Raw genomic sequence first — 26,972 nt, forward strand, 5'->3', positions numbered from 1 at the left:
CATGATCTCCTTTTCAGATGAGAGGACGCGGCATGCCGGGCCGGCGCAAATCGCCAGCCGCCCAGATCAAGCACATATTCCAGGGGGATGAAGGACAACATCAACAAGCCGCCTCAATTCCATCTCATGGAATAAGAAGCGGCATTGTGCACATTTGTTCCTGCTCAATGTGCAACCGTAACTTTATGGATCAGCGCGGGTTGTTGCTCAGCCTGTCGCTTACATAAAAGTGGAGCGTGATCCGATCAGAGAGAAATCGGATCACGCTCCGGCCGCGTCCTCGGCAACAGCTGCGAGGAGCGACTAAGCAGCGCCGGACGCAGGACGCGACGCGAGAGAAGCTGGCCCCAGGACCTGCTCACGCACACGCCGCTGTGTCATCTTCCGATAGGTGGCGAGCGCCTGTCCCACGACCTGGTCCATATTATAGTAACGGTAGGTCGCCAGCCGCCCGACAAAGCTCACATCCGGCTGCACCATCGCCAGCGCTTCATAGCGTTTGAACAGCGCCTGATTTTCCGCGCGCGGGATCGGATAATAGGGATCACCCTCAGCGGTCGGATATTCATAGGTGATACTCGTCCGGGGCGATTGCTGGCCGGTGAGATGCTTATACTCCGTGATGCGGGTATATGGCACGTCCGGCGAAGGATAGTTGACGACAGCAACCGGCTGGAATTGCTCCACATCCAGTTGCGCATGGTCGAACTGCAACGACCGGTAGGGCAGCTTGCCGAAGCGGTAGCCGAAATATTCGTCGATCGGGCCGGTAAAGACCAGATGATCGTGCGGATAGGCATCGCGCGCCTCGCAATAATCGACACCTAGAAGGACATCGATATTGGGGTGATCGAGCATCCGTTCGAACATCCGGGTATAGCCGTCCAGCGGCATCGCCTGGAACTTGTCGGTGAAATAGCGGTCATCGACATTGGTCCGGGTCGGCACGCGGGAAGTGACCGCCTTGTCCAGTTCGGAAGGGTCCAAGCCCCACTGCTTGCGCGTATAGCCCTGGAAGAACTTTTCATAAAGTTCGCGGCCAATAGCCGATATCACCACATCTTCCGATGTCCGCACAACAGAGACCGGCTCTGCCTGGGCCGCCAGAAACTCGGCTGCTTGCTCTTCGGTCTTCAGGTCGAGCTTGTAGAGCAGATTGATCGTGGTGCGGTTGATCGGCATCGGCACCAACAGATCGTCCACCGCCGCCAGCACCCGATGTTCGTAGGGCCGCCATTTGGTAAAGCGCGACAGATAGGTGAAAATCTCCTCGCTGTTGGTGTGGAAGATATGCGGACCGTAGCGATGGATCAGGACGCCGTTCGCATCATATTCGTCGAAGGCGTTGCCAGCGACATGCGGACGGCGATCGACCACCAGCACCCTCTTGCCCCCGTCGGCGGCAAGGCGCTCTGCCATCACCGCCCCGGCAAAGCCCGCTCCCACGACCATGACATCATAATGGTGGGACCGACTGCTGTTCCATGATGTGGGCGACACGATCGGATGCGCATGCGCACTGCGCGACAAGGCGTCCTTGATCAACCGGTCCATCTGCTGGAAGCTCTTGTCCCAGGACATGCCGGCAAGCAGTTGATCCGCTTCCTTCAGCCATTGCCCGCCCCCTTGCGCGAGCGCCAGCGCCTGATCGCAGGCAGCGATGAAGGCGTCCCCCGCCGGTGCGATCTTCACGGCCTCGATCCCGCCATAGTGGCGCACGACGTCCGCGATGGGCGTGGATACGACCGGCTTTCCCGCCGCCAGATATTCAGGTGTCTTGGTAGGGCTGATGAAGCGCGTCGCATCGTTGATGGCGAAGGGCATCAGCGCCACGTCCCAACCCGCGATACAGGCAGGCAAATCTTCATAAGACCTGCCGCCAAGGAAATGGAGGTTCGCCCGCCGGGGCAGATCATCCTCGCTGATCTTCACGACCGGCCCGATAATCTCTAGCACCCAGTTGGGACGCGCATCCGCGAGTGCGGCGAGCAGATCGACGTCCATCCGCTCATCGACGACACCATAAAAGCCGAGCCGCGGCCGCCCGTCGGTTTCGCTCTTCCCCCCACCGAAACGAGCCTGCGCGAAATGTCCGGCATCGACGCTGGACGGGAAAGGAAAAACGGCGGGATGCTTGTCCCGCTTCGCTTCGTAAAGGCTGTAGCCCCCGGTAAATACTAGGTCGGACTGCGACAGCAGACGCTGTTCCAGCGGAAGGAGTTCGGGCGGCGCGCCTTTGAAATTGGCAAGCTCGTCCATGCAGTCATAGACGATGCAGTCGGCCATGACATGCTCCGAAAAGGGGAGCATCATGGGCGTGTAATACCAGCGGACAAAGGGTCCTGCCTCTCCCGCCAAATAAAGGTCCAGCAGCTGTTTCAGCACTTCGCACTCCTGCTCTCGCGGCAGGGAAGCAGGGAGTTGCGGCGTGATGACGATGACCCCTGTCAGCGAACAGGTTTCAACCCGAAGGTCGGCTGTCTCCAGGTCGGCAACATAGCAGGGCTCCTCCCAAAAAAGGACGCGCGATTGCTTGGCAAAGCGGCTCATCAAATGTTGGGGACGTTGAAAAACGAAATTCCAACGCAAATGGCTAAAACAAATCACGGTGTGCGCGCCAGGTTTCGGGTCTGGTCCAGTTCCGTGCCAAGATGATGAGTGGGGCGGAACCATAAGCGCGTACCTTTCTGCTTGGTGAATGATCCTCAAACCCTGGCGCGGGAGCCATGTTCCTGCACCGCCGCTGATCTAAGTTGGCTGATCGGCGCTATTCCGGTGTACCCACTTGAGGTCTTGATCTGTTTCAACCTACTCGGAGGCACGATCATCAACGCTTCCTCTAATAAGAAGGCATGGAGGATCCGAATGACCGAGAAGCTGCAGCTGTGGGGCGGGGTGGAATGCACCGTCAATCGCGTGCACGAACGCTATGGCGATCAGATCCGCCTCAGCGGTCATGAGGACCGGCTGGAGGATATCGATCGTTTCGCCGAATTAGGCATCAGCGCCATCCGCTATCCCATATTATGGGAGAGGGTCAGTCCGGATCGGCCGGACCAATGCGAATGGGAATGGACTGATCGAAGGCTCGCTCGGCTGCGCGACCTCGGCATCCGCGTCATCGCGGGCCTCATTCATCATGGCAGCGGCCCTCATTACACCAGCCTCGTGGACGATGGCTTCGCGGCAGGGTTGGCGAAACACGCGCAGAATGTCGCGGAGCGCTATCCGTGGATCACCGACTGGACCCCCGTAAACGAGCCGCTGACCACCGCGCGCTTTTCCGCCCTTTACGGCCACTGGTATCCGCATCTGCGCTCCGAAGGAGATTTCTGGCTAGCGCTACTTAATCAGATCGACGCAACTCGGCTGTCGATGCGTACCATCAGGCGGGTCAATCCCGCCGCGCGCCTGATCCAGACGGACGATCTGGGAAGAACCTACGCCACCGCCGCGCTGCGGGAACAGGCGACCTTCGATAATATGCGCCGCTGGGCGGGATGGGACCTGTTGTGCGGGAAGGTCGATCGCGATCATCCCTTCTGGGCGCGGATTGCGGGCTTTGGGTTCGAGCAGCGGCTACAGACGATCCTGGACGATCCCTGTCGGCCGGACGTGATCGGCATCAACCATTATCTCACCAGCGATCGCTTCCTCGATCACAGGCTGCAGCGCTATCCCCAGCATCTGCATGGCGGCAGCGAGATGCAGCTTTACGCCGATGTAGAGGCCGTGCGCGTGCTGTCGCCATCCTCGCAGGGTCTGGAGGGCGCACTGGCCGAAGCATGGGAACGCTATCGCCTGCCGCTGGCGATTACCGAGGTGCACAATGGCTGCACCCGCGAAGAGCAACTCCGCTGGATGGCGCAGGCATGGGACATTGCGAGCCGCCTCAACAGCCGGGGCGTGCACGTGGAGGCCGTGACCGTCTGGTCATTGCTGGGCAGCAGCGGATGGAACACGCTTCTGACCAGGTCTGGAGTATATGAACCCGGCGTCTGGGATGTTAGCAGCGGCGATCCTCGTCCCACCGCTATGGTCCCTCTGCTGAAGGCGCTATCGGGCAAAGGCAACCGCCCCATCATGGCGAATGGCGCAGGCTGGTGGCAGCGGCCAACGCGCCTCGTCCATCCCCCGGCGGCCCGTCCCGCACCGATCGCCCAGCATATCGGCGCACCCCATGAGCCTGATTATCATAAGCCGCTGTTGATCAGCGGCGCTACTGGCACGCTGGGGCAGGCGATGGCGCGCGCCTGCTCGCTGCGCAATATCCCCTTCATTTTGACCAGCCGCCAGGACATGGACATCACAGACCGCTCCAGCATCGAGGCGGCCCTGGACAAATTCCACCCATGGGCGGTCATCAACACGGCGGGCTGGGTGCGCGTCGATGAAGCGGAGGCCGAACAAGACGCTTGCCTGCTTGCCAACACGCATGGCGCCATTGCCCTGGCGGACGCATGCGACAGTCGCAGCATCCCCACCCTGTCCTTTTCCAGTGACCTGGTCTTCGACGGGACCAAGGGCGCAGCCTATATCGAAACCGACGCCGTTGCGCCGTGCAACAGCTACGGCCGAAGCAAGGCGGAGATGGAGGCGGGCATCGGGCAGTTAGCCGGGGATCATCTCATCATCCGCACTGCGGCTTTCTTCTCACCCTATGATGGGTTCAACTTCGCTACGGCGGTCATCCGGTCACTCGAACGTGGCGAAGCCGTGCTCGCGCCTGACGACCTCATCGTCACACCCACCTATGTCCCGCATCTGGCCACAGCGTCACTCGACCTGCTGATCGATCGCGAAACCGGCATTTGGCATCTTGCCAATGAAGAGGCACTTTCCTGGGCCGATTTCGCTAAACGCATCGCCATGAGTTGCGGTCATGACGTCGCGAGGGTGCATGCCGTCCCCCATCACACATTGGGCTGGGCCGCCCCTCGCCCGGCCAATGTCGCCCTCGCCACCCGCCGAGGCCCGCAGCTTCCCTCGCTTCTTTCGGCAATGGAACATTTCGCCCAGCATTTCCGGGCGGAATTGCTGCAAAACGCAGCCTGATTCACGCGCGCAATCGATCGAAAATTCCACTTACTCAGATCCCGTTAAGCCTCTTGTTCTAAACTGTGCCGGTTCGTAGTGGCGCGCCAGAAGAGCCGTCGAATCGGACGGGGGTCGTGAGCGGGAAAATGATGAACGAACGTTGGACGCCGGAGGCAGCGCATGCTTGGTTCAAGGCTCAGCCTTGGCTGGTTGGGTGCAATTTCACGCCTTCAAACGCGATAAACCAGCTTGAAATGTGGCAGGCGAGCACGTTCGACCTGCCGACCATCGATCGCGAGCTGGCGCTGGCCGCTTCGGTGGGCATGAACTCGGTTCGTGTCTATCTGCACGACCTGCTGTGGCTGGAGGATAGCGAGGGTTTTCTCGACCGCATCGATGCTTTCCTGAACGTCGCGGACCTGCATGGCATCCGCACCATGCTGGTGCTGTTCGATTCCTGCTGGCATCCCGAACCCGCCCTGGGGCCGCAGCCGGAGCCGCGCGAGGGCGTGCATAACAGCGGCTGGGTGCAATCGCCCGGCATGTCCACGCTTCAGAATGTGGACGAGCATCACCGCTTGGAAGATTATGTGCGCGGCATCGTCGGCCGCTTCGGTCAGGACACGCGCGTACTCGCATGGGACATTTGGAACGAGCCCGATAACGGCCCGGAGGTCGCGTTGTGCGATCCGGTGGCGCTACAGGCGAAGGCGGATCTGGTCGTGCCGCTGCTGGTCGATGCGTTCGACTGGGTGCGTGACATGAAGCCGATGCAGCCGCTCACCAGCGGCATCTGGCTCGGCGACTGGTCGGCACCTGATCTGTTGAGCCCCATCCAGCGTGCGCAGACGGGCAATTCGGACATCATCTCCTTCCACAATTACGGCATCGCTGAAGATTTCGCGCAGCGCGTCAAATGGCTTAAAGCCATGGGCCGTCCACTGATGTGCACCGAATATATGGCGCGCCCGGCGGGCAGCACCTTCCAAGCGATCTTGCCCGTGGCCAAGGAGCATGAGGTCGGCACCTTCTGCTGGGGACTGGTCAAGGGCAAGACGCAGACCCACCTGCCGTGGGACAAGTGGGAAAACCCGAACATCGAAGGGCTGAAGGAACGCTGGTTCCACGACATCTTCCATGAAGATGGCACGCCTCACGACGAAACCGAGGTGGAGTTCCTGCGCTTGATCAGCGAGCTGGACAAGATCACCGCCTGAAGAAGGGGGCGCATCTTGCGCCTTGCAATCTGGGTTAGCGCAACCTCCTTTTCAAAGCGGATGCCGGAACCCTCCGGACCTTGCGTCGATTGCTGATTGCCCGGCCCATGCCTGAACGGGATGGGCCGATCCGATCAGCAAAAGGAGCATGCAATGTCTGTCCTCGACAGGATCGTTGCGGCGGTCACCCCGCCGGAAAGTGAAGAAGACCGCGCTAAGGCCCGGCAAAGGGCCCGGGCCGCCGCCGCGCCCGGCGATTGGCTGGACCAGATCCTCCAGCATCACGAGCAGATTGAAGCCGCCTTCACCGAAGCGCAAACCGCCGTCGATGCACCAAGCCGCACATGGGCCCAGCGCAAGCTCGCCGCCCTGCTGACGAGCCACTCCAGTGCGGAAGAGGCGGTCGTCTACCCGCAACTGTCGCATGATCATAAGACGCACATGGCCATGGCCTATGAGGAACAGCAGGCCGCCAAGGTGCAGTTGGCCCTGCTGGAGGCGATCGATCCCCTCAGCCAGGACTGGCGCGAAAAGCTCGAACACATCCGCGGGGCCGTCGCCCACCATGTCTATGAGGAGGAAAATGACCGTTTCCTTCACCTGAAGGAGGAACGGCCTCCCGCGGATCAGGACCGGATGACGGCGCGGTATCGCGAGGAAATGTCCCGCTACGACAGCAGCCTGTAACAGGATCGCCAGCCCTCGCCACATGGCTGGCGCTGGCCGCTCCGCCTTCAGCCGCCAGTCTTGGACAGAATGAAGGCCAGAAGGAACCCACCAACCGCGATCAGCCCGGAAAACTCATGGGTCTCCTCCGTCGCTTCCGGGATCATCGTGTCCACCAGCATCGCCAGGATAGCGCCCGCCGCAACCGCGGTCGTCGCAGCGATGATATCCGCGCTGGCCTCCGCCAATGCGATGTTGCCGATCAGGGCAGCCACACCAGATGCGAGCGCGATGCCGCCCTAAACCAGGAAAATATAGGCGGCGCTGCGGCCAGCCTTCTTCATCCCGGCCGCGCTCGACAATCCCTCCGGCACATTGGACAGGAATACCGCGACAACCGCCGGAATGCTGACCCCCTTCCCTTCCAGCAGGCTGACGCCGATCACGATCGATTCCGGAATTCCGTCCAGCAACGCCCCGATCGCAATCGCCATGCCCGATCCAGCGTTAGCGGATTGCTGGCTTTGTTCGGGATTGGAACCCGACCGCTTCCGATGCTTCGCACCATTGCGGCTGACCAGGATATTGGCGAAGGTATAAGCCGCCGCGCCCGCGACGAAACCGAATGCCGCGGAGTCAAAGCCGCCTCTGCTATAAGCTTCGTCCATCAGGTCGAAAGCAACCGCAGAAATCAGCACCCCCGCGCCAACCGCCATGACCGCGGCGATCAGCCGCTGCGGCAGGGCGACAAGATATCCGGCAAGAGCGCCAATCAGCAGGGCCGAACCTCCAACCAGTCCCCAAAACCCGGCCTGCAGCGCCATCCCGCTCAACGACATCGTCTCCACTTCAGCTAGGGAAGAACCCCGCATTGGAAGCCGAGGTTCCTTTCACCGGCTCGTCGGTGAATCGCCCGGGCTGACCCGCATTGGTTCGACAGCCGCAGGTCGAACGGTTAGGCTGACACCCATCCGTGAACGATCCGGAGCTTGCCGATGACCATCACGATCAGCGCTTTTGAACGATCCCCCGATCGCGGCCGGGGATTGGCGCGCGACATGCGGGTGCGCTGGGCGCTTGAAGAGGCGGGCCAGCCCTATCAGGTCCGCCTGCTTTCGTTCGAGGCGTTGAAGGAGCCCGCCTACAGAAAGCTGCACCCCTTCGGTCAGATTCCCACCTACGAGGAAGACGGTCTCGTCCTCTTCGAATCCGGCGCCATCATTTTGCACGTCGCGGAGCGGCATGGCGGCCTGCTGCCAGAAGATCCCAACGCCCGCGCCCGCGCGATCGCCTGGATGTTCGCGGCGCTCAACACGGTCGAGCCGCCAATCCTGGAACGCGTCATGCCCCAGTTAATGGAGAGGGATAAAAGCTGGTATGAGGCTCGCATGCCAATGCTGGATGAACGGGTGGATCGCCGTTTAAGCGAACTGTCGGCTCATCTGGGAGACGCCGATTGGCTGGACGGTCCGTTCAGCGCTGGCGACATGCTGATGATCACCGTTCTGCGCAGGCTGGTCACATCGGGCCTGCTGAAACGCTATCCAAAGCTGCTCGCCTATATCGCGCGCGGCGAAGCGCGCCCCGCTTATCAGCGCGCCTTTGCCGATCAATTGGAGGTTTTCATGAAATCCGGACAGGCGGGCTGATCAGGCCGCGTCCGGCTGGCGATCGGGCTGGGCGGCTTGGAAAGCGGGTAGGCTCAACGCTGCCTCCTCCGCCGCCAGCATCTTCGGATAGGGGGTCAGGTCAACGCCGAACCGCCGCGCGTTATAGAGCTGCGGCACCAGGTAACAGTCCGCCAACGTCGGCGCATCGCCAAAGGCAAATGGCTCGCCATACTGCGCGACCAATTGCTCCAGCGGCGCAAAACCTGCCGCGATCCAGTGGCGGACCCATGCCTTCACTTGGTCCTTGCTCGCGTTGAAATCCTCCCTTAGCCGATTGAGCACACGCAGGTTATTCAGCGGGTGGATGTCACATGCGATCAGCGCCGCCATCGACCGGACAATGGCTACCGCCTCCGGCTTTTCCGGCAGCAGCGCTGGTGCGGGCCAGGTCGCCTCTATCCATTCCAGGATCGCAGGGCTCTCGATCAGGATCGTGCCGTCAGCCACCAGAGCCGGAACCAATCCGTGCGGTGCGATCGCCAGATAGTCGTCCTGCCTCTGTTCACCAGCTCGCAGGTCATGGCTGACCTGCGCATAGTCCACGCCCTTCAGGTTCAGCGCGATGCGAACGCGATAGGCGGCTGACGAGCGCCAATAGCCATGGAGCGTCAGGGCGCTCATGCGGGCAGCACCATGGCCCGGCACTCGCCAAGCCCCATGGAAACAAAGCCCGGCGCCTCTGCTTTGGCGCGCAGGATGACTTCATCGCCATCCTCGACAAAGGATCGCGTCTCGCCATTGGGCAACTGGACCGGCTGCTGTCCCCCTGAGCTCAATTCCAGCATGCTGCCAAAGCCATCGCGCGTCGGCGCGGATATGGTGCCGGTGCCGAGCAGGTCACCTGGATTGAGGTTGCACCCGTTCGACGCATGATGGGTGACGATCTGATTGACCGTCCAATACATGTTGGTCGCGGGTCCGCTGCTGAGCCGGACGGGCGGCTGGCCATCTTCCCGCATGCGTTGCGTCTGCAGAAACGCCTCCAATGTCAAAGCTAGCGCGCCGTGCTGCTGGTCCGCTTCGGACATGAGATAGAGCAGCGGGTCCGGATCACCAACCGGCCTGCGCGGCTGGGGCACGCGAAATGGGGCCATGGCTTCGGCCGTCACCACCCAGGGCGATATGGTTGATTGGAAATTCTTCGCTAGAAAGGGGCCCAACGGCTGATATTCCCAAGCCTGAAAGTCGCGGGCGGACCAGTCGTTGAGCAGACAGAAACCCGCCACATGCTCGCCTGCCTCCTCGATCGGAATGGGCTCGCCCAGCGCATTGCCCGCACCAATCCACACGCCCAATTCCAGTTCATAGTCCAGCCGGACCGAGGGGCCGACAATCGGTGCCTCAGCATCCGGCGGCTTGCGCTGTCCATTCGGGCGGCGAACCGGCACACCGGATTGGCGGATCGACGAAGCCCGGCCATGATAACCAATCGGCACATATTTATAATTGGGCAGCAACGGATTGTCCGGCCGGAATTGGCGCCCGACATTGTTGGCGTGGTGAATGCCGACATAGAAATCCGTATAATCGCCGATATGCGCAGGCAAATGCAGGACGGAGTCAGCGGCACGGCACAGCAAGGGCTCAACAGCCGTGCGGTTCGCCTCTTGCGAAAGCAATTCGCTGATGCGCTGACGCAATGCTCGCCGCCGTTCAGACGGTAAGGCAAGCATACAGTTAAGCCCCGCCTTGCCGCATACCTCCCGCCAGTCCGCGCCGATCAGCCCGGTCTCGGCGCAGGCGCGCAGATCCAGGATCATGTCGCCAATGGCAATGCCGATCCGCGCCTCCTCACCATCTGGCGCGAAAATGCCAAAGGGCAGGTTCTGGATCGGGAAGTCGCCATGTCCCTGCGCGCTCTCCACCCAGCTGGTGCGCCTCCAATCATGGGTTTCGTCGGTCTGCCACCAGCTCATGAGCGCGGCTCCACTTGCGCCTTGGGGAAATCCGCCCAGCAGGCGTCATAATCCCCCTGCAATAGCGGCGTCTCCATGGCCCAGGCGGTGGGCGCGAAGGGAAAGCGGCTTTCGAACATGAAAGCCATCACGTCGTCGATCTTTACCGGACCCAACTCGGTTGAGACGGCCTTGCCATGGCTTTCAACGTCCGGGCCATGCGCCGACATGCAATTGTGCAGTGACGCGCCGCCGGGCAGGAAACCACCGGACTTTGCATCATATTCGCCCTGGATCAGGCCCATAAACTCGCTCATCACGTTGCGATGGAACCAGGGCGGCCGAAACGTCTCCTCCGCCACCATCCATCGCGGCGGGAAGATCACGAAATCGACGTTGGCGGTGCCGGGCGTATCGCTGGGCGACGTGAGGAGGGTAAAGATAGACGGATCGGGATGGTCATAGCTGACCGTGCCGATTGTGTTGAAGCGCCGCAGGTCATAGCGGAAGGGCGCCAGATTGCCGTGCCAGGCGACCACATCGAACGGACTGTGATCCGCCATGGTCGTCCAGAGTGCGCCCATGAATTTCTGGACGATCTCATAAGGCCGCTCGACATCCTCATAGGCTGCGACCGGCGCTTCGAAGTCGCGCGCATTAGCGAGCCCGTTCGATCCGATTGGCCCAAGCTCCGGCAGACGGAAAAGCGCTCCGTAATTTTCACACACATAGCCGCGCACCGCCGCATCAAGCAGCTCCACTCGAAAGCGCACGCCGCGGGGAATGAGCACCATTTCGAGCGGACCAACGCTCAGCACACCGAACTCGGTCACAATGCGCAGCCGCCCTTGCTGCGGCAGGATCAGCATCTCGCCATCGGCATTGAAAAAGGCCCGATCGATCATCGACCTGTTGGCGGCAAACATATGAACGCCGCATCCGACACCCGCCGCGACATCCCCATTGCCCGCATAGCTGATGAGCCCGTCGATGAAGTCGATAGGCTCGTCAGGCGGTTCGACCGGGTTCCAGCGCAGCCGGTTGGGCCACGGCGCACATTCGTTGAACGGGCCGGAGCGAAGCAGGCTCGGGGCGGCATAGGGGCGGAATGGCGGATGGCCCGCCGACGGCCGCATTCGGTACAGCCAGCTGCGATGGTTCTGATGCCGGGGCGCCGTAAAGGCGGTGCCGGAAAGCTGCTCTGCGTAGAGCCCATAGGGCGCATGCTGGGGCGAGTTGCGGCCGACCGGCAAAGCGCCGGCGATCGCTTCGGTGGAATGATGGTTGCCGAAACCCGGCAATGTCCGCTCGGCAGAGCCTGACGCCTCGACCACTGGAAGGGATGAACCGCCAGTGCCGGGACCCGTCATATTAGCCTCTCTCGTCCACGGTGATCACGCCGCGCCGTATCTGATCCAGTTCGATACTCTCGAACAATGCCTGAAAATTGCCGTTGCCGAAACCTTCATTGCCCTTGCGCTGGATGATCTCGAAGAAAATCGGGCCGAACATATTTTCCGTGAAGATCTGGAGCAATATTCCCTCCTCCTTCGCATCGCCGTCGATCAGGATGCGGTTCTTTTTCAGCCGTCCCAAGTCCTCGCCATGCCCGGGCACCCGCTTATCGACCAGCTCATAATAGGTGTCGATCGTATCCTGCAGCCGCACGCCCCGCGCGCGCAGTTTCTCCACCGTCTCGTAGATATTCGCCGTTGTCATCGCCAAATGCTGAATACCCTCGCCATGATATTGACGAATGAATTCTTCGATCTGGCTATTGTCATCCTGGCTTTCGTTGAGTGGAATGCGTATCGCCCGGTCGGGCGCAATCATCGCCTGGCTGAAAAGCCCGGTCGCCTGCCCCCTGATATCGAAATATTTCTGCTCTTCGAAATTAAAGAGCGTGCGGTAGAACTCGCTCCAAACCCGCATATGGCCGCGCTCGACATTGTGGGTCAGGTGATCGAGCAGGTCGAGCCCAACATTGTTGTCCGCCTCTGCTTCGCGCCAACCCGGAAACTCCGCCCAGTTCGCATAAAGGTCCGTGCCATCCTTCACGAAATAGAGATAGGACCCGCCAATCCCCTGAATGACCGTGTCATCCTCCTCGGTCGGCTTAGCGCCATGATCGATTGCCCAGCGCATCGCGGCCTTGGGATCGGCCACACGAAAGGCCATGGCGCTAGCCGATGGCCCATGCTCCCCGCGGAAGGCGGCGACCCTTCCGACATCGTCGCGATTCAGCATCAGGTTGATACGCCCCTGCTTGTATCGCGTGATATTCTTCACCGGATGCCGATGAGTCGGCACAAAGCCCAATTGCTGGAACTGCTGCGCCATCGCGTCAGGCTCTGGCGAGGTAAATTCGACAAATTCAAAGCCGTTAAGGCCCAGCGGATTGGCTGTCATGCCAGTCATGCTCCCATTTTGGACTGCGCATAGGCTTGCGTGCCCCGTTTGAAGATCCTGTCCTGCGGAATGATGTCAGCAGTTCCCAAGTCACTTTCCTGCTGCAACGCTTCATATAGCGGCGCGAAGTCCATCTCGACGGTCTGGCGGAGCAGATCGTCGAAACTGTCGATCACGAAATAGGTCTGCTGATAATCGTCGATGCGATAATTGGTCCGCATTACCCGCTTGAGGTCAAAGCCGACGCGATTGGGGGACGGATCGTCCAGGGCAAAGATCGACTCCCCATAGGAAGACAATATGCCCGCGCCATATAGCTTCAAATCCTCGCCTTGCCGGATAAGGCCGAACTCGACTGTGTACCAGTAAAGCCGCGCCAGATGGTCGATGGCGCCCAATCCATCCGCGCGAAGGCCCCCTTCCCCATAAGCCTGCATATAATCCGCAAAGACCGGATGCGCGAGCAGCGGCACATGACCGAAAACATCGTGAAAGACGTCTGGCTCCTGCAAATAATCCAGTTGCGCCGGCGTGCGGATGAAGCGACCCGCGACAAAGCGCCGGTTCGCCAGATGTTCAAAGAAGACCCGATCGGGCACAAGTCCCGGCACCGCCACGACCTGCCAGCCGGTCAGCTTCATCAGCCGTTCCGACAATTCCGCAAAATCGGGAATGCCCGACTTCGACAGGCGGAGTACGTCCAGCCCGTCCACAAATTCCTTCACGGCCCGCCCGGGAAGCATCGCCGCCTGACGCGCGAACAGCCTGTCCCACATCGCGTGGTCGTCAGGCGTGTATGCCGTCCAATCCTGCGGGATCGTCCAGTCCTCGGCGGCTCCCGCCGGGCGTTCGGTGGCTGACTGGGCCATGGCGATCTTATCACACAACGCCGCTGAAAAGAGGTTTCAATATCCCGTAAAAAGGAGCAATCTCTGATGATCTTTGATCGGTTTAGCAGAAAATATGAAAAACTTTCATCAGATCGACGATATCGACCGCAGAATCCTATCAATCCTGCAAAGGGATGCAACGGTAAGCCATGCCGAATTGGCGGACAGGGTCGGCGCGTCCACCGCATCCTGCTGGCGCCGCATCAAAGCGCTGGAGGCGGCGGGCGTCCTCACCGGCTCAGTACGTCTTGTCGATCCGGAAAAGATCGATCGCGGCGTGAACGTGCTTTGCAACATCCGCATGCGCAGCCACGCTCGCGACGCGCGTCAGGCTTTTGAGGATTTCGTCGACAGCAGACCGGAGATCGTCGAATGTTTTTCGATGTCGGGCGAGTGGGACTATCTGCTCCGCATCGTCGTCGCCGATGTCGCCGACTATAATCACTTCCTGATGCACATCCTGCTAGGACAAGCGGCGGTGGCGAATGCTGCCTCTCATTTCGCGCTTTCCATGACCAAATATACGACGGCCATCCCTGTCTGAGCGCATGCCCAATGACCGGGAACTATCAACGGCTTAGCCGGTTATCCCGCATGGACGCGGCCCGCGCACGGTTAATCGGGGGCGGCCTGCGACCGTAGGAGCGTCCCGTCCCGCCTCCTGGGGCAAGGCGGGACGCTTTCTCCGTCAGCTACTCCAGCCCCTTGCACTAAACCGCCGATACCGCCAAGCATGCGCGATGCACGAGCAGCAGCGGCGAAACAGGGCGGGCCGGCCAAAGTCGGCAGAGGTTGAAAATCGCGCTCAGGCTCTGCTGGAAGTGGCCGAACAAGTCCTTATCGAACTCGGTTATGAGCGGGCCACACTGCAGGTCATCGCGCAGCGCGCGAAAGTTTCCAAAAAGACTATCTATGCCAAATATGGCGGCAAGCCTGGCCTGCTGCGCGCCGTGCTGGACCGAATAGCGGATCGCAACATGGCCGCTGATCTCAGCCTGCTCGACCGGGACGATCCGGCAGAGGGGCTGTATGAATGGGCGCGCATGATCATGCGCAGCACCCGCACACCCGCCGCCCACGCCATCACCGCGATCAGCATGCGCGAAGGGCTCCGCTTTCCCGAATTCAGGGAAGCGATGGAGGAGGCGCGCAGGGTCCGGCAGCAGACACCACTTCGATCCTATCTCAAACGGCTTCAGGACAGGGGCCTCATCCGTCCAGTCGATTGCGATGAAATCGCATCCATATTCCTGTGGGTACTGTCGCAGGAGATGGTGACGGCGGTCTCCGCGGGGACCGCACAGCCGCTTTCGGACTCAGAAGCGGATGAAAAGGCGCGGCGCATCGCCATCCTTATCGCGCGCGGTTTGGCGCCGGCTTCATGATGATAGGCGGCCGGGGCGCTCACCGCCAGCCGCCTGTCACCCCCCTTTAGCTCAGTAGCGGCGCCCGAGGCCACCGTCATGATAGATGGACGCGCCGGTCACGAACCGGGACTCGTCCGATGCCAAATAGACAAAGGCGTGCGCCGTATCGTCGGGAAAGCTCTCGATACCGAGCGGGCACATACTGACCAGGTTCTGAATGCCAGCCTCGCCCGATTCATAAAGGCCGATACGGGCATATTCTTCATAGGCTTCTTTCAGAAGCGGCGTAGTGGTCTGTCCTGGATGCACCGAATTCACGCGGATCCGCTTCGGACCAAATTCGATTGCGCCGCACAACGTCAGCATTCGCTGCGCCGATTTGGACACATGGTAGCCGAGGTTATTGGCGTTGGGCATGTATGACGCCATCGACACGGTATTGATCACCGATCCGCCGCCGGGAAAGCGCTTGACGGTTTCGGCCAGCGCGGGCGCGCAATGTTTCATACCCAGGAAACCGCTGTCATGATTGACCGCCATCACTTTGCGCAAATCTTCCAGGGACGTAGTTTCGATGCCGCCGTGGATCGAAATGCCCGCATTGTTCACCAGGACGTCGATCGCGCCGAATTCGGCAAGAACCGATTGGACCAAAGCTGCCCAATCGGCCTCCAGCGTCGCGTCCTGCGCCACCAGCTTGAACCGGCCCGCGCCATGCTTGCCATCCATCTCGCCGGTCAGCGCCTCGGTGGAGTCCACCCGCAAGTCGGTCGCAATTACTGCCCGCGCACCTTCCCGCAAGAAGGCGTCACATACCGCCGCACCGATATTCCCCGGGCGGCCCGCCCCCGTCACAATTGCGACTTTTCCGTCCAAGCGCGCCATAGCTGATCATCCTCTCTCCGCTTCTTGAAAAATGGGTATCTATGCGTTCCATATTGAGTCAAGAAGATAGTGAAGAGCTATCATGCCGCTGTGCGAGGGCGCTCGCGTGGATCATCAAAATCGGCATCCGCGGAAAAAGGCGGAGCGGCATGGCGCAAGGCAATGCCCCGCACCATGCCGCTGCTCGATCAGAAACGGAAAGTCGCCGTGCCCATGACATTGCGAGGCGCGCCCACAAAGCAGTCACCCCGCGACAGGCACGATGCGAAATAGCGCTTGTTCAGCAGGTTGGTCGCGTTGATCGCGAAGCGCCAGTCCTTCCAGTTGATCTCCGCCAGCGCATCGACCAACGTGTAGCTGGGCGTCACTATGGTCCACAGCGATCCGACCGAGCTACGTTTCCCGGTATAGTTCACCCCCGCGCCAAGCCGCAGTTGTGCTCCGTCTTCCAGGCCGAAGGTCTTGGTCGTCCAAAGCGAAGCCATATGGCGCGGCAGATAGTCGAATGTCGCCGTCTCATGCGAAACAAGCTTGTTGTAGCCATAATTGACCAGCAATTCGAAATCTTCCGGCAATCTGTGGCTGGCTTCGACTTCGATGCCCTTGCTGGTGATTTCACCCGACTGAGTGACCGATGTGCCAGCGCCGTAGATGATGCGATTGATTTCCTTGATGTGGAATGCGGTTACCGTCAGCATCGTGTTGGGTTCCGGCTGCCACTTGACGCCCGCCTCATATTGCGTGCCGCGCTGGGGCTTGGCCGGAGCGCCGCCGTCGACCGTCATGGCGATCGGCAGGAAGCTTTCGGTGTAGCTGAAGAAGGGTGAGAAGCCTGCGATGACTTCGCCGATAATCCCGGCGCGGAAAGTCGTGGCCTTGTCCTTCACCGCCGAACCGGCCGTCTTCACGCGATCGCGCCGCGCGCCCAACACGACCGATACGCGATCCCACATGCGGATCTGGTCCTGCACATAGATACCGAGCTGCTTCTGCGATTCTCGCGTCGAATAGTCGTCCAGCGCGGGAATGGTCAACGCGTCATAGTCGATGTCATATAGATCGATGATGTCCGAACCATAGCCGCCGCGCTTACGCACTTCGTTCCAGCTATAATCAACGCCAACCAGCAGCTTATGTTCGATCTGCGACCCGGTGTTGAATTTGAAAAGCAGGTTGTTGTCGGTCGAAAACACATTCATCCGGGCATAGGAGCCCTCGCTCAACAGAGCTATCGTGCGCCCGGCAGCATCCAGATAAGGGTAGGTCGGATTGGTGTAGCTGTCGGTATAATGCGTGAAATAGGTGAGATCGCTGTCGATGTAGCGCGCCTTCACGTTCAACTGAACATTGTCGCCGAAACGCTGGGTCAGCGATCCTTCGCCCTGAAGCATGCGGCCGTCATAACGGTCCCAGCCCGGCTTTCCAACGAAGAGGAAGGGATCGAGCTTCTCGCTGTTGTTGGGATTGGGCCGGAACGTGCCGACGATCGGCAGGAACTGCGACGTCGAACCGCTCTTGTCCTTCTGGTATAGGCCAAGCAAGGTGATATCGGTGTCGGGCGTCGGTTGCCACCGGATGGATGGCGAGAAGAAGACCCGGTCGTCGCGGACATGGTCGACATAGGTATCGGCATCGCGGACCCGGCCGACCGCGCGAACCGCCAACGTGTCGGACAGTGCGACATTCACGTCGCCCATCGCTTCCCTGCGGTCATAGCTGCCATAGACGACCGACACTTCCCCGCCCGTCTGAAATGCCGGCGTCTTGGACACGAGGTTGACGAGTCCGCCGATCGAACCTTGGCCGAACAACACTGATGCGGGGCCGCGCACAATCTCCACTTGCGAGAAATTATAGGGGTCAGCGGTAATGCTCGCATAATAGCTGAAGATATCTCGCATGCCGTCGCGGAACTGCTGCGCGCTGATGCCGCGGATGACGAAACTGTCCACGCGCGTGTCGCGGCCATAGGCGTTTGCCGTTACCCCTGCCGCATAACGTACGGTATCGCTGATACTGATTGCGCCCTGCGACAGGAAAGTCTGGTCGCTGATGACGGTAACAGGCTGCGGGACCTGGATCGGCGGCGTTTCGGTCTTTGTGCCTGCCCGCGCGGTTACCACGATGCTATCGCTGCTAACGCCCGCATCTTCGGGAGCCGTCGTGTCATTGGCCCTGACCGGATGGGCCGCCGACAAGGCCGCCAGCGCGACGCCGATCTTCATGATGCTGTCAGTCTTCATCTGAAATCCCCCTGATCGTTTATGTCGCTGCGGGTATAGGTATTGCGATCGATTAGCAATAGCAATTCAACTGTGATGAGGCGGGCAGGATCAGCGGCTTTGACAGCGCCCGCCGGGCGGCGCATGGGCAGCAGATGCAGATGCCCGGTTTCGACGTCGATCTATTCCTGCGCGATTATTGGCAGAGGCGTCCCCTGCTGATCCGCAATCCTTGGAGCAGCTGGCGCAATCCGCTGGAGCCGGACGAACTGGCGGGGCTAGCCTGTGAAGAAGGCGTGGAATCCCGGCTGATCATCCAAGACACAGACGGTCTGAAGATGGAAAGCGGCCCCTTGGCGGAGGCGCGCTTCGGCGAACTGGGGGATAGCCCCTGGACATTGCTGGTGCAGGCCGTGGATCATCATGCGCCCGAGGTCGCCGAGCTGATCGAACCTTTCCGCTTCATCCCCAATTGGCGGATCGACGACGTAATGGTCAGCTATGCGACGGACGGCGGCGGCGTCGGGCCGCATTATGATCAATATGACGTGTTCCTGATCCAGGGATTGGGGAAGCGGCGGTGGCGGGTGGGGCCGCGGTGCGATTCCTCCACGCCTCTCGTGCCGCATGAAGACCTGCGCCTGATCGCCGACTTCGACGCCACCGACGAATGGATTCTGGAACTGGGCGACATACTCTATGTCCCCCCTTGCTACGCGCATGATGGCGCCGCCGTCAGCAACGACTGCATGACCTATTCCATTGGCTTCCGCGCCCCATCCGTCGCGGAGCTGGTCGAAGGCTGGAGCGAGCATCAGGCAGACGGACTGTCCGAAGAGGACCGCTATGCCGATCCGGGCCTCGCGATCCAGGCAAATGCGGGCGAGATCACCGGCCCCGCCCTCGACCGGCTACATCAAATAACGATGGAGGCATTGTCGGACCGCGACGCCTTCGCCCGCTGGTTCGGGCTGTATAACAGCCTGCCCAAATATGCCGAAACCGATTGGCGTCCTGACGAGCCGATCGAAGAGCAGGAGGTCGAGGCCCTCCTCGTGCTAGGCACGCCACTCCGTCGCAATCCCGCCAGCCGCTTCGCCTTTATCCGGCAGGGCGGCGGCGTCCTGCTGTTTGTCGATGGCCATTGTTTCGAACTGGCGGGCGACACAGCCGCGCTGGCGGAACAATTGGCCGCAGCACCCATCATGCAGCCCAATCGGAGCCTTGCCACCTCACGATCGGCAGTCATGCTCATCAAGGCCCTGATCGATCAGGGCGGTCTGGCCTTCGAGGATGAGGATTGAGGCCATGACGCTCATCCTCTTCAACAAGCCCTATGGCGTGCTGTGCCAGTTCACTGACGAAAGCACGGGACCTGCGCGCCCTACCCTTGCCGCCTATATCGACCGGCCCGGCATCTATCCCGCCGGGAGGCTGGACCTCGACAGCGAAGGCTTGCTGCTGCTGACCGACGATGGCCGGCTCCAGGCGCGGATCGCCGATCCTCGGTTCAAGATGCCCAAAACCTACCTCACGCAGGTCGAGGGCGAACCAGACGAGGCGGCGCTGGAAGCGCTACGGCGCGGCGTCCGGCTGAAGGATGGGCCGACCTTGCCGGCGAAGGTCGAACGGATCGAAGACCCGGCTCTCTGGCCGCGCGATCCCCCGGTCCGGTTCCGCAAGACCGTACCCGACTCCTGGCTGAAACTAACGATCCGTGAAGGCCGCAACCGGCAGGTACGCCGAATGACAGCGGCCGTCGGCCATCCCACCCTGCGCTTGGTCCGCTGGCGAATAGGCGACTGGACCCTCGATGGCATCGACCCAGGGCAGTGGCGAGAAGCACCCCAGACCGGTTAGCTTTTCCGGTCCTAGTGGAACGAGGAGCATCAACAAGGCGTTGGGCCGAAAACCTTTTGGAAAGCTCCCGATGTCCCGAACCACCTTTGTGATCCTGGCGGCTGGGCTGGCCGTCGCCGCATGCAATCACGCCAGCGAGCAGCGGACGGATGAAGCTGATGCTTTAAGCCGGAAAATAGCGAGCAAGCGCGTTGAAAAGGTCGCGGACAAGCTGTTCGCAGCATTGACGCCGCTCCCGGACGAGGCGTTTGGGAATTGAAACGACTATCATGAGGCGCCTCAGGCGCGCTCTGCCTCTCTTGCGGAGCGGAAAAGCCGAAAAGATAGCGGCTTGTCTTGACGGAGCCGTTTCACCGCGCAGGGAGAAAGCATGACCTTCCGCCGGACTCCTTCGCCGCTCCTTTGCTTTTTCGCCATCGCGGCATGCCTGGCCAGCATCCCCGCGTCGGCCGCCGACCCAGCGCCCTTCGATCTCGCCGGTCCTGAGCTCTCTGTCGGCGTCAGTCGTGCGGGGCGCACCCTCCCGATCGGCCAAGTCCCGGCACTGGCGACAGGCGACATCCTAAGGATCGAGGCCAATCTGCCACCCGATCAGTCCGTCCGCTACCGGCTGATCTCCGCCTTTCTGCGCGGCGTGACCAATCCACCGCCCAAAAGTTGGATAAACAATGCGGAGACATGGCAGCAGAAGGAAAAGAAGCGGATATTGAAGCTGACGGTGCCGGATCATGCCCGACAGCTGGTGCTGTTCATGGTTCCGGATACGGGAGGCGATCTAGGCACCATCTCTGACGCGATCCGCGGAAGACCGGGTGAATTTGTCCGCGTCACGCAGGACATCAACAAGGCGTCACTGGATCGAACCCGGCTCAATGCCTTCATCCTGGGGATACGCTCTCAGGAAAATACGCACCCGGAATATTTGAGGAATGTCGCGCCAATCCTTTCCTCCAGCCTTGCGGTGAAGCTCAACCCGGACTGCCTGGCAAAGGTGGTGGAGTTTCAGGCCGCCTGCCTTGTCGAAAACAGGGACAGTCTGGTGTTGGGCGACATCCACAGCAATTCGCTGACCGAAACGATCATCGGCGCGCCCACCGATCTGGCGCTGCAACTGAGTGCCACCCGGGAAGCCGGATATGGCTTTTACAGCCCCTATATCGGGGTGGTGCGCGACCTTGCCCGCATCTTTGGCGCGTTCAACAATCCTGAATTCAACTATCTGCCCGCATTGGGCATTCAGAATGGCGGGTCAATGTCGCTGCTGCTGAACAGTGCCCCATCGTTTCGTAAGCCGAAGTCCGTGCTGGTCGCCGCGTTGCCCGCGATCGAGAAAAATGTGCCGCCGCCGCTGCGCAAGAGCGGCGATGCCCCGATCTGCGCAACACGCCCCGGTGCGGTATTCGGTGTCGATGGAGCGCCACTGGTGTTCGCCACCGACTATGCCCATGACATGATGCTGCGGCTACCCGACAAGGATGGGCGGGCCGTAGATATGCCGGTGGTCGCGCGGGCTGACCGCGGCGGCTATGTCTTCGCCTCGCCCTTCAGGCCAGCAAATTTCAAAGGCTCCGTCACAGCACGCCTGCAGGGCTTCTGGGGCTTCGAGCGCTTCGATGGACCTGAATTCGCGGTCGAGTTTCCAGACAATGAAAGCTGGCAAGTAGCGCCCGGTCAACGCCTGATCACGGGCCAGAAAAACAGGCTAGCGGTGAAGGGTACTTCCTTCAGCTGCGTCAAGAATATCTCCGTTCAATTACCTGGCGGGCGAAGCTTGGCGGCCCCATGGCAGGCGCCGGATGGGGATGTCCTGTCCATCGATATTCCCTTGTCCGATCAGACGGCAACGGGCGATGTGAAGATCGCCATCCAGTCTTTCGGCGCGGAAAAGCCGGTCATGCTGTCCATGCCCGCGTACCCGGCCGAAACTCTGCCGGCGCCCGCGCTATAAGGCTGGCAAGATACGCCTTGAATGCTAAAGCGCGGCTTCACCGCCCCAAGAAACGGACCGATCGATGAAGACCAAGCACAGCCTGGAAGCGCAAGATGTGAAGGCCATTCTGGCCGCAGCAGAGGCTGAGGCGCTCGCCAATGGCTGGGCTGTCTCAATAGCTGTCGTGGATGACGGAGGCCATCTGCTAGGCCTGATCCGATTGGACGGCGCCGCCGCCAGCACCACCCATATGGCGCCTGCAAAGGCTGTAACCTCGATCCTGGGCCGCCGGGAATCCAAGGTCTATGAAGACCTCATCCTCAATGGCCGCGTGTCGATGCTGACCGCTCCCGCGCTGCAGGCGATGCTGGAGGGCGGCGTTCCCATTGTGGTCGAAGGAGATTTCGTCGGCGCGGTGGGCGTCTCCGGCGTCAAGTCCGATCAGGATGCTCAGATAGCCCGCGCGGGGATCGCCGCCATATCGTCCTAGCGGCATCTACGACTCCAAGGACGAACGAGTGGTCGCATATGGATTTCGATGATCAGCTTCGCCGCTATTTCGGTTCTGCCGATCTGGACTCCGTTCCGCCCCCCGCCGTTGCAGCGGGCGTGGAGAAGATGCGGGTCGATTTCGGATTGGAGACAGATCGAGGGCGGCGGTTCGCGCTTTGGTCGCTGCTGTTCCTGCTAGGCTCTGCGCCAGACCTCGACGCCTTTGACGATCCTGCCGATCGGGAAGCGGCCCGCAATTTCATGGATATGATGGACCAAGACCGCTGACGCGGCGGATCATGCCTGATCTGTTTCTGCCGCGGTGCCGACTGACCATTGGCTGATGTCGGCTTCCTGTCCGATCAACGCCAGCCCATGCGCGATGGATGTCAGTTCATCGCCGCTCGCGATGCGGTCGGCAGCGAAACGCTGTTCAAACAGGCGGCGCACGGCGGGGATCAATGATGAGCCGCCGGTCAGGAAGACATGGTCGATCGCATCCGCTCCCACAGCTGCATTGGCGAGTGCGGTATCGATGGTGGCGCCGATGCGGTCCAGGTCGGGCGCGATCCACTGTTCGAACTCTGCCCGGCTGACGTCCGCTTCCACTCGCACGCCAGCGCTGTCGAATTGGAAATGGGCCTGATCGTCGGTTGAAAGGCGGCGCTTCAGCCGTCCCACGGCGTCATAAAGCGGGTAGCCGAGTTCATTTTCCACCACAGTGATCATCCGGCCGATCGCTGCGGGATCGTTCGCCGCGCGCTGGAGCTTCTGCAACTCGGCAAGGGTGCGGCGGTTGTGCATTAGTGCGAGGCGCGACCAGTCGCCGAAATCCGCGAAGTGCCCAGCCGGTATCTCCAACCGCTTGCCCATCGACATATAGGTTCCGCCCTTGCCGAGCATCGGCAGGACCAGCTTGTCCATGATGCGGTAATCGAAACGGTCGCCAGCGATGCCAATGCCAGCCGATCCAAGCGGGGTGCAGCGTTGCTTTGCGCCGGGTTCCCCGATCCGGACAACCGAGAAGTCGCTGGTGCCGCCGCCGAAATCAGCGACGAGCAGCGTTGCGGGTTCGTTCAACCGGGCTGCGAAGCTGAAGGCAGCGCCGAGCGGCTCGTAGACATAGTGAACTTCCCGTTCGAGCGCGGCGAACATAAGGTCGTAGCGCTGCCGGGCGAGGGCGCTGTCGGGACGCTGCCCGGCATAGCGAACGGGGCGTCCGACAATGACGCGGGGCGGCAGCGTTTTCAGCGCCTCCCCGGCGTGGGCGCGCAGGCGGTCGAGGAAAATTGCGCCGAGCTCTTCGAAACGGAGGCGCTTTTCGAAGATGGTCGCGTGCTCGAACGCGCGGCTGGCGGCGACCGATTTGAAGGATTGCAGAAAGCGGCTGCCCTGGGGATATTCGAGAAATTCGGCGATCGCCCAGGGGCCAGCTTCGCGCGCGATGCCGCCGGGGACTGCATGATCTTCCCAGAAGCAGAGGGCGGAGCGGAAGATGGAGGCGGAGCCGTCTGGCGCGGCGAAATCGACCATTGCCGCGTCGCCGCCGGGGTTGCCTAGCGCGACGACGGAGTTAGTCGTGCCGAAATCTATGCCGATCGAGCGAGGCGAATGCATGAAGGAACCATCGAATTAAAAGAATTTCGGGGCGGGCCTATTGGCAGGTGTAGGAACGGGGCGCAACGGCCTTGCCTTGGGTTATGCAACGGTGCCCTTGAGCTATTCGCCGGGACATCTATATACTGATCGGTATGAAAACCGCATTCGCCCCCGCCAGAGGCCGTCCGCGCGAGTTTGATCCGGACAAGGCGCTGGCCGCCGCGCTGGAGATATTCTGGCGTCGCGGCTATGAGGGCGCCTCGCTCGCTGAGCTGACCGAGGCGATGGGCATCACCAAGCCCAGCCTCTATGCCTGTTTCGGCAACAAGGAATCGCTCTTCCGCAAGGCGCTCGACCTCTATGAGCGGGACAAGCTTTGTTATGTGAAGTCCGCGCTGGAAGCACCCACGGCCAAGCAGGTCGCGGAGCGGCTGTTGAAGGGCGCGCTGGCCATGCAGTGCGGCAACGCTGATCCCAAGGGGTGCATGGGCGTCATCAGTTCGGTGGCCAATACGGCGCATGCCGAATGTATCCGCAATGAGATCCTGGCGCGGCGCGCGTCGTCCGACCGGGCGCTGATCGAACGGTTCGAACGGGCGCAGGAGGATGGCGATCTGCCAGCGGGCGTCGAACCCAAGGCGCTGGCGCTGTACCTGACCACGATGCTTCAGGGTCTGGCGGTCCAGGCAGGATCGGGCGTTTCGGAAGACCGCTTGACCCAGCTTGTCGATACCGCTCTAACAATGTGGCCCAGTGCGTAACATCACTGCAATTTCTGTGACTTAATAAAAAAGACCGATCGGTACAAAAAGCTGCTTGACGATCGGTTGCACCACATTATATACCATGTGGTAGTTAATTCGACATTCATTGGGAGGTCGAATGCAAGACAGGGATTGCCGTCGCTGACGGCATAGGTGCGGCCGTTCGGAGAGGCAGGCCGTTCCTTTTCATCATCGGACAAGGCTGGCGGCCCGCGACGCAATGACGCGCGGGCGCATGGCGGCCGTTTTTCCATTCGCGAAGTCGGCGATTTCGCGGCGCGTACCCACGCGCCTTGTCGAGCCGCCTTCCAAAAACAGGGGACGAGATCATGGTCTATCGTTCAGACATATTCCTGGCCGAGGGCGGCATCGGGGGAGCCATTCGCAGTCCGGCGCTGACGACGGAAGCAGCAAAGGCCGAAGACGCCAGCTTCTCTCCGCTGGAATGGCAGGTCGTGCAGCTTGCCCGGCAGGACAGCCTGGCGACGCTGCGCGAGCCGAGCCGTTGGACCCGGCTGCAACGCCTGATCTTCGGGCAAAAACCGGACCCGCGCCTGGCCGACAAGCGGCTGGAAGCGCTGCGCCAGATCGCGGTCGAAGCCTGGCACCGCAGCTATGATGTCCATTCCCGCCGTATATCCGCCTTTCGGTCCGCCGGGTTCACCGAAGCCCATCTCGAACGGCTGCTCGCCACCATCGCCGCCATGCGCGGCAGCCCGAAGGTCAGGAGTTTCGCATGAACATGCACAAGCCCATCGACGCCGACAGCCATAATGCGGTGTCGTCCCCCGTTCTGCGGGGACGCAAGCGTCACGCGGCGATCGCAGCGATCGCGCTTGTGGTCCTGGGCGGCATCGGGTGGAAATTGATCGATCGCCCGCAGGCACAGGCCGCGCCATCGGCCCTGGCAGTGGTGGGTATCGCCACCCCGCTCAGCCGCGCGGTCACCCAATGGGATGATTATGTCGGGCGGTTCGCGCCGAGCCAGACGGTCGATATCCGTCCACGCGTATCGGGTTCAGTGACCGCGATCCATTTCCGGGACGGCGATTATGTGAAGGCGGGCCAGCTGCTCTTCACCATCGACCAGCGCCCCTTCCTCGCCGCTCTCGCTGAAGCCCGCGCCAATAGCGCCAGCGCCCGCAGCACGCTGTTGCTGGCGCAGAATGACTATAAGCGGGTCCAGCGGCTGACGGGTGACGAAGCCGTTTCGGCCAGCGAGGTCGATTCCCTGCGGTCCCGCCTGCAGGCCGCGCAAGCCGCACTGGCGGCGGCGCAGGCGCGCGAGCGTCAGCGGGCTTTGGAGGTGGAGTTCACGCAGGTTCGCGCGCCCATATCGGGGCGTGTGTCCGACCGGCGGGTCGATATCGGCAATCTGGTGTCAGGCGCGGAAGGCGCAGGCGCGACGCTGCTGACCACCATCAACAAGCTTGATCCCATCTATTTCAACTTCGACGCGTCCGAAGCGCTGTATCTGAAGTCCCAGCGCGACAAGGACGGCGCGGGCGCGGTCGAGGTGCGGTTGCAGGATGAAGCCGATTATCGCCACAAGGGGCGTCTGGACTTTACGGACAATGGCCTTGATCCCCGATCCGGCACGATCCGCGTCCGCGCGGTGTTCACCAATCCCGACATGTTCCTGACGCCCGGCATGTTCGGCAACATGCGCCTCGCCAATGGCGGCAAGGTCAATGCGCTGCTGATCCCGGACGAAGCGGTGCAGTCCGACCAGGCGCGCAAGACGGTGCTGGTCGTCGGCAAAGATGACAGCGTTTCCGCCAAGCCAGTCGAACTGGGTCCGGTGGTGGATGGCCTGCGGATTATCCGGGCGGGCTTGTCGCCGAGTGACCGGGTTGTCGTGACGAACCTTCAGTCGGCGATGCCGGGGGCGAAGGTCGCGACGCGGGCTGTGGCGATCAAGGCTTCGCCTGCGCCGGTGGCAGCCAGTGAGAGTGCCGCGCCGGCTGCTTCGCAGGCTACGTTCTAATCGCATAGCCCCTCCCTCCCAAGGGAGGGGTTGGGGTGGGGGCCTTCCCCCTGCGCCGCACTACCCGGCGAGCCCCCACCCC

At 61.3% G+C, this 26,972-nt stretch carries 24 protein-coding genes and 1 pseudogene; 15 read left to right on the top strand and 10 right to left on the bottom strand.

The window, feature by feature from the left end; translation table 11 throughout:
* Window positions 1-303: 303 nt before the first annotated feature.
* Window positions 304-2,550, bottom strand: a complete 2,247-nt coding sequence (gene glf / locus ACZ5Y5_RS16950) for a UDP-galactopyranose mutase (protein WP_464810596.1) — start codon at window positions 2,548-2,550, stop codon at window positions 304-306.
* A gap of 315 nt (window positions 2,551-2,865) precedes the next feature.
* On the opposite strand from glf, the gene ACZ5Y5_RS16955 reads away from it, so the two are divergent.
* From ACZ5Y5_RS16955 to ACZ5Y5_RS16965, 3 genes are all read left to right on the top strand, one after another.
* Window positions 2,866-5,055 carry a sugar nucleotide-binding protein gene (locus ACZ5Y5_RS16955; protein WP_464810597.1) on the top strand — a complete coding sequence of 730 codons (2,190 nt, stop codon included), beginning with the start codon at window positions 2,866-2,868 and terminating at the stop codon, window positions 5,053-5,055.
* Window positions 5,056-5,186: 131 nt separating this feature from the next.
* Window positions 5,187-6,254 carry a cellulase family glycosylhydrolase gene (locus tag ACZ5Y5_RS16960; RefSeq protein WP_464810598.1) on the top strand — a complete coding sequence of 356 codons (1,068 nt, stop codon included), beginning with the start codon at window positions 5,187-5,189 and terminating at the stop codon, window positions 6,252-6,254.
* Between the two features lie 153 nt (window positions 6,255-6,407).
* Window positions 6,408-6,941 (top strand): hemerythrin domain-containing protein, encoded by a 534-nt coding sequence (locus ACZ5Y5_RS16965; protein WP_464810599.1) that lies wholly within the window; start codon window positions 6,408-6,410, stop codon window positions 6,939-6,941.
* A gap of 47 nt (window positions 6,942-6,988) precedes the next feature.
* Here ACZ5Y5_RS16965 and ACZ5Y5_RS16970 read toward each other — a convergent pair.
* Window positions 6,989-7,744 (bottom strand): annotated as a pseudogene (locus ACZ5Y5_RS16970) (ZIP family metal transporter).
* 171 nt (window positions 7,745-7,915) lie between these two features.
* Here ACZ5Y5_RS16970 and ACZ5Y5_RS16975 point away from each other — a divergent pair.
* Window positions 7,916-8,569 (top strand): glutathione S-transferase family protein, encoded by a 654-nt coding sequence (locus tag ACZ5Y5_RS16975; RefSeq protein WP_464810600.1) that lies wholly within the window; start codon window positions 7,916-7,918, stop codon window positions 8,567-8,569.
* On the opposite strand, the gene maiA is transcribed toward ACZ5Y5_RS16975, so the two are convergent.
* The 5 genes from maiA to phhA form a co-directional block, all read right to left on the bottom strand.
* A complete protein-coding gene (gene maiA / locus ACZ5Y5_RS16980; protein WP_464810601.1) occupies window positions 8,570-9,211 on the bottom strand; it encodes a maleylacetoacetate isomerase in 642 nt (213 codons plus the stop codon).
* Window positions 9,208-10,506 (bottom strand): fumarylacetoacetase, encoded by a 1,299-nt coding sequence (gene fahA, locus ACZ5Y5_RS16985; protein ID WP_464810602.1) that lies wholly within the window; start codon window positions 10,504-10,506, stop codon window positions 9,208-9,210. The genes maiA and fahA overlap by 4 nt, the downstream gene beginning before the upstream one ends.
* Window positions 10,503-11,786 (bottom strand): homogentisate 1,2-dioxygenase, encoded by a 1,284-nt coding sequence (gene hmgA, locus ACZ5Y5_RS16990; protein WP_464811636.1) that lies wholly within the window; start codon window positions 11,784-11,786, stop codon window positions 10,503-10,505. The genes fahA and hmgA overlap by 4 nt, the downstream gene beginning before the upstream one ends.
* Before the next feature lie 70 nt (window positions 11,787-11,856).
* Window positions 11,857-12,903 (bottom strand): 4-hydroxyphenylpyruvate dioxygenase, encoded by a 1,047-nt coding sequence (gene hppD / locus ACZ5Y5_RS16995; protein WP_464810603.1) that lies wholly within the window; start codon window positions 12,901-12,903, stop codon window positions 11,857-11,859.
* A complete protein-coding gene (gene phhA / locus ACZ5Y5_RS17000; RefSeq protein WP_464810604.1) occupies window positions 12,900-13,763 on the bottom strand; it encodes a phenylalanine 4-monooxygenase in 864 nt (287 codons plus the stop codon). Before phhA ends, hppD begins: the two co-directional genes overlap by 4 nt.
* Window positions 13,764-13,857: 94 nt before the next feature.
* Here phhA and ACZ5Y5_RS17005 point away from each other — a divergent pair, with 94 nt between their 5' ends.
* On the top strand, window positions 13,858-14,328 hold the full coding sequence (locus ACZ5Y5_RS17005; RefSeq protein ID WP_464810605.1) for an Lrp/AsnC family transcriptional regulator: 471 nt from the start codon (window positions 13,858-13,860) through the stop codon (window positions 14,326-14,328).
* Between the two features lie 196 nt (window positions 14,329-14,524).
* A complete protein-coding gene (locus ACZ5Y5_RS17010; RefSeq protein ID WP_464810606.1) occupies window positions 14,525-15,169 on the top strand; it encodes a TetR/AcrR family transcriptional regulator in 645 nt (214 codons plus the stop codon).
* A gap of 51 nt (window positions 15,170-15,220) precedes the next feature.
* Here ACZ5Y5_RS17010 and ACZ5Y5_RS17015 read toward each other — a convergent pair whose 3' ends face one another.
* Window positions 15,221-16,036, bottom strand: coding sequence for an SDR family NAD(P)-dependent oxidoreductase (locus ACZ5Y5_RS17015; RefSeq protein WP_464810607.1), 816 nt, complete (start codon window positions 16,034-16,036; stop codon window positions 15,221-15,223).
* Between the two features lie 188 nt (window positions 16,037-16,224).
* Window positions 16,225-18,279 carry a TonB-dependent siderophore receptor gene (locus ACZ5Y5_RS17020; protein WP_464810608.1) on the bottom strand — a complete coding sequence of 685 codons (2,055 nt, stop codon included), beginning with the start codon at window positions 18,277-18,279 and terminating at the stop codon, window positions 16,225-16,227.
* Window positions 18,280-18,413: 134 nt separating this feature from the next.
* On the opposite strand from ACZ5Y5_RS17020, the gene ACZ5Y5_RS17025 reads away from it, so the two are divergent.
* The 6 genes from ACZ5Y5_RS17025 (at window position 18,414) to ACZ5Y5_RS17050 (ending at window position 22,828) form a co-directional block, all read left to right on the top strand.
* Complete coding sequence (locus ACZ5Y5_RS17025; protein ID WP_464810609.1) at window positions 18,414-19,562, top strand: JmjC domain-containing protein; 1,149 nt, start codon at window positions 18,414-18,416, stop codon at window positions 19,560-19,562.
* Window positions 19,563-19,566: 4 nt separating this feature from the next.
* Window positions 19,567-20,118 carry an rRNA large subunit pseudouridine synthase E gene (locus tag ACZ5Y5_RS17030; protein WP_464810610.1) on the top strand — a complete coding sequence of 184 codons (552 nt, stop codon included), beginning with the start codon at window positions 19,567-19,569 and terminating at the stop codon, window positions 20,116-20,118.
* Between the two features lie 70 nt (window positions 20,119-20,188).
* Window positions 20,189-20,377, top strand: coding sequence for a hypothetical protein (locus tag ACZ5Y5_RS17035; protein WP_464810611.1), 189 nt, complete (start codon window positions 20,189-20,191; stop codon window positions 20,375-20,377).
* A 111-nt stretch (window positions 20,378-20,488) separates the two neighbouring features.
* Window positions 20,489-22,066: a hypothetical protein gene (locus ACZ5Y5_RS17040; protein ID WP_464810612.1), complete on the top strand. Its 1,578-nt coding sequence runs from the start codon at window positions 20,489-20,491 to the stop codon at window positions 22,064-22,066.
* A 64-nt stretch (window positions 22,067-22,130) separates the two neighbouring features.
* Complete coding sequence (locus tag ACZ5Y5_RS17045; RefSeq protein WP_464810613.1) at window positions 22,131-22,538, top strand: GlcG/HbpS family heme-binding protein; 408 nt, start codon at window positions 22,131-22,133, stop codon at window positions 22,536-22,538.
* A 38-nt stretch (window positions 22,539-22,576) separates the two neighbouring features.
* Window positions 22,577-22,828, top strand: coding sequence for a hypothetical protein (locus ACZ5Y5_RS17050; protein ID WP_464810614.1), 252 nt, complete (start codon window positions 22,577-22,579; stop codon window positions 22,826-22,828).
* 9 nt (window positions 22,829-22,837) lie between these two features.
* Here ACZ5Y5_RS17050 and ACZ5Y5_RS17055 read toward each other — a convergent pair whose 3' ends face one another.
* Window positions 22,838-24,157, bottom strand: coding sequence for an Hsp70 family protein (locus ACZ5Y5_RS17055; protein WP_464810615.1), 1,320 nt, complete (start codon window positions 24,155-24,157; stop codon window positions 22,838-22,840).
* Between the two features lie 134 nt (window positions 24,158-24,291).
* Between ACZ5Y5_RS17055 and ACZ5Y5_RS17060 the strand changes: the two genes are divergently transcribed.
* The 3 genes from ACZ5Y5_RS17060 to ACZ5Y5_RS17070 all read left to right on the top strand — a co-directional run bounded on the left by ACZ5Y5_RS17060 (window position 24,292) and on the right by ACZ5Y5_RS17070 (window position 26,890).
* Entirely contained in the window at window positions 24,292-24,900 is a 609-nt protein-coding gene (locus ACZ5Y5_RS17060; protein ID WP_464810616.1) for a TetR/AcrR family transcriptional regulator, read from the top strand.
* A 332-nt stretch (window positions 24,901-25,232) separates the two neighbouring features.
* On the top strand, window positions 25,233-25,643 hold the full coding sequence (locus ACZ5Y5_RS17065) for a hypothetical protein (protein WP_464810617.1): 411 nt from the start codon (window positions 25,233-25,235) through the stop codon (window positions 25,641-25,643).
* Complete coding sequence (locus ACZ5Y5_RS17070; RefSeq protein ID WP_464810618.1) at window positions 25,640-26,890, top strand: efflux RND transporter periplasmic adaptor subunit; 1,251 nt, start codon at window positions 25,640-25,642, stop codon at window positions 26,888-26,890. The genes ACZ5Y5_RS17065 and ACZ5Y5_RS17070 overlap by 4 nt, the downstream gene beginning before the upstream one ends.
* Window positions 26,891-26,972 lie beyond the last annotated feature (82 nt).

The sequence above is a fragment of the Sphingobium sp. TomTYG65 genome, from assembly GCF_055395525.1.

Excerpts from the sequence above, each read along its gene's own strand:
- glf (WP_464810596.1), bottom strand. The coding sequence starts at position 2,550 with ATGAGCCGCTTTGCCAAGCAATCGCGCGTCCTTTTTTGGGAGGAGCCC.
- ACZ5Y5_RS16955 (WP_464810597.1), top strand. The coding sequence starts at position 2,866 with ATGACCGAGAAGCTGCAGCTGTGGGGCGGGGTGGAATGCACCGTCAAT.
- ACZ5Y5_RS16960 (WP_464810598.1), top strand. The coding sequence starts at position 5,187 with ATGAACGAACGTTGGACGCCGGAGGCAGCGCATGCTTGGTTCAAGGCT.
- ACZ5Y5_RS16965 (WP_464810599.1), top strand. The coding sequence starts at position 6,408 with ATGTCTGTCCTCGACAGGATCGTTGCGGCGGTCACCCCGCCGGAAAGT.
- ACZ5Y5_RS16975 (WP_464810600.1), top strand. The coding sequence starts at position 7,916 with ATGACCATCACGATCAGCGCTTTTGAACGATCCCCCGATCGCGGCCGG.
- maiA (WP_464810601.1), bottom strand. The coding sequence starts at position 9,211 with ATGAGCGCCCTGACGCTCCATGGCTATTGGCGCTCGTCAGCCGCCTAT.
- fahA (WP_464810602.1), bottom strand. The coding sequence starts at position 10,506 with ATGAGCTGGTGGCAGACCGACGAAACCCATGATTGGAGGCGCACCAGC.
- hppD (WP_464810603.1), bottom strand. The coding sequence starts at position 12,903 with ATGACTGGCATGACAGCCAATCCGCTGGGCCTTAACGGCTTTGAATTT.
- phhA (WP_464810604.1), bottom strand. The coding sequence starts at position 13,763 with ATGGCCCAGTCAGCCACCGAACGCCCGGCGGGAGCCGCCGAGGACTGG.
- ACZ5Y5_RS17005 (WP_464810605.1), top strand. The coding sequence starts at position 13,858 with ATGAAAAACTTTCATCAGATCGACGATATCGACCGCAGAATCCTATCA.
- ACZ5Y5_RS17010 (WP_464810606.1), top strand. The coding sequence starts at position 14,525 with ATGCACGAGCAGCAGCGGCGAAACAGGGCGGGCCGGCCAAAGTCGGCA.
- ACZ5Y5_RS17015 (WP_464810607.1), bottom strand. The coding sequence starts at position 16,036 with ATGGCGCGCTTGGACGGAAAAGTCGCAATTGTGACGGGGGCGGGCCGC.
- ACZ5Y5_RS17020 (WP_464810608.1), bottom strand. The coding sequence starts at position 18,279 with ATGAAGACTGACAGCATCATGAAGATCGGCGTCGCGCTGGCGGCCTTG.
- ACZ5Y5_RS17025 (WP_464810609.1), top strand. The coding sequence starts at position 18,414 with ATGCAGATGCCCGGTTTCGACGTCGATCTATTCCTGCGCGATTATTGG.
- ACZ5Y5_RS17030 (WP_464810610.1), top strand. The coding sequence starts at position 19,567 with ATGACGCTCATCCTCTTCAACAAGCCCTATGGCGTGCTGTGCCAGTTC.
- ACZ5Y5_RS17035 (WP_464810611.1), top strand. The coding sequence starts at position 20,189 with ATGTCCCGAACCACCTTTGTGATCCTGGCGGCTGGGCTGGCCGTCGCC.
- ACZ5Y5_RS17040 (WP_464810612.1), top strand. The coding sequence starts at position 20,489 with ATGACCTTCCGCCGGACTCCTTCGCCGCTCCTTTGCTTTTTCGCCATC.
- ACZ5Y5_RS17045 (WP_464810613.1), top strand. The coding sequence starts at position 22,131 with ATGAAGACCAAGCACAGCCTGGAAGCGCAAGATGTGAAGGCCATTCTG.
- ACZ5Y5_RS17050 (WP_464810614.1), top strand. The coding sequence starts at position 22,577 with ATGGATTTCGATGATCAGCTTCGCCGCTATTTCGGTTCTGCCGATCTG.
- ACZ5Y5_RS17055 (WP_464810615.1), bottom strand. The coding sequence starts at position 24,157 with ATGCATTCGCCTCGCTCGATCGGCATAGATTTCGGCACGACTAACTCC.
- ACZ5Y5_RS17060 (WP_464810616.1), top strand. The coding sequence starts at position 24,292 with ATGAAAACCGCATTCGCCCCCGCCAGAGGCCGTCCGCGCGAGTTTGAT.
- ACZ5Y5_RS17065 (WP_464810617.1), top strand. The coding sequence starts at position 25,233 with ATGGTCTATCGTTCAGACATATTCCTGGCCGAGGGCGGCATCGGGGGA.
- ACZ5Y5_RS17070 (WP_464810618.1), top strand. The coding sequence starts at position 25,640 with ATGAACATGCACAAGCCCATCGACGCCGACAGCCATAATGCGGTGTCG.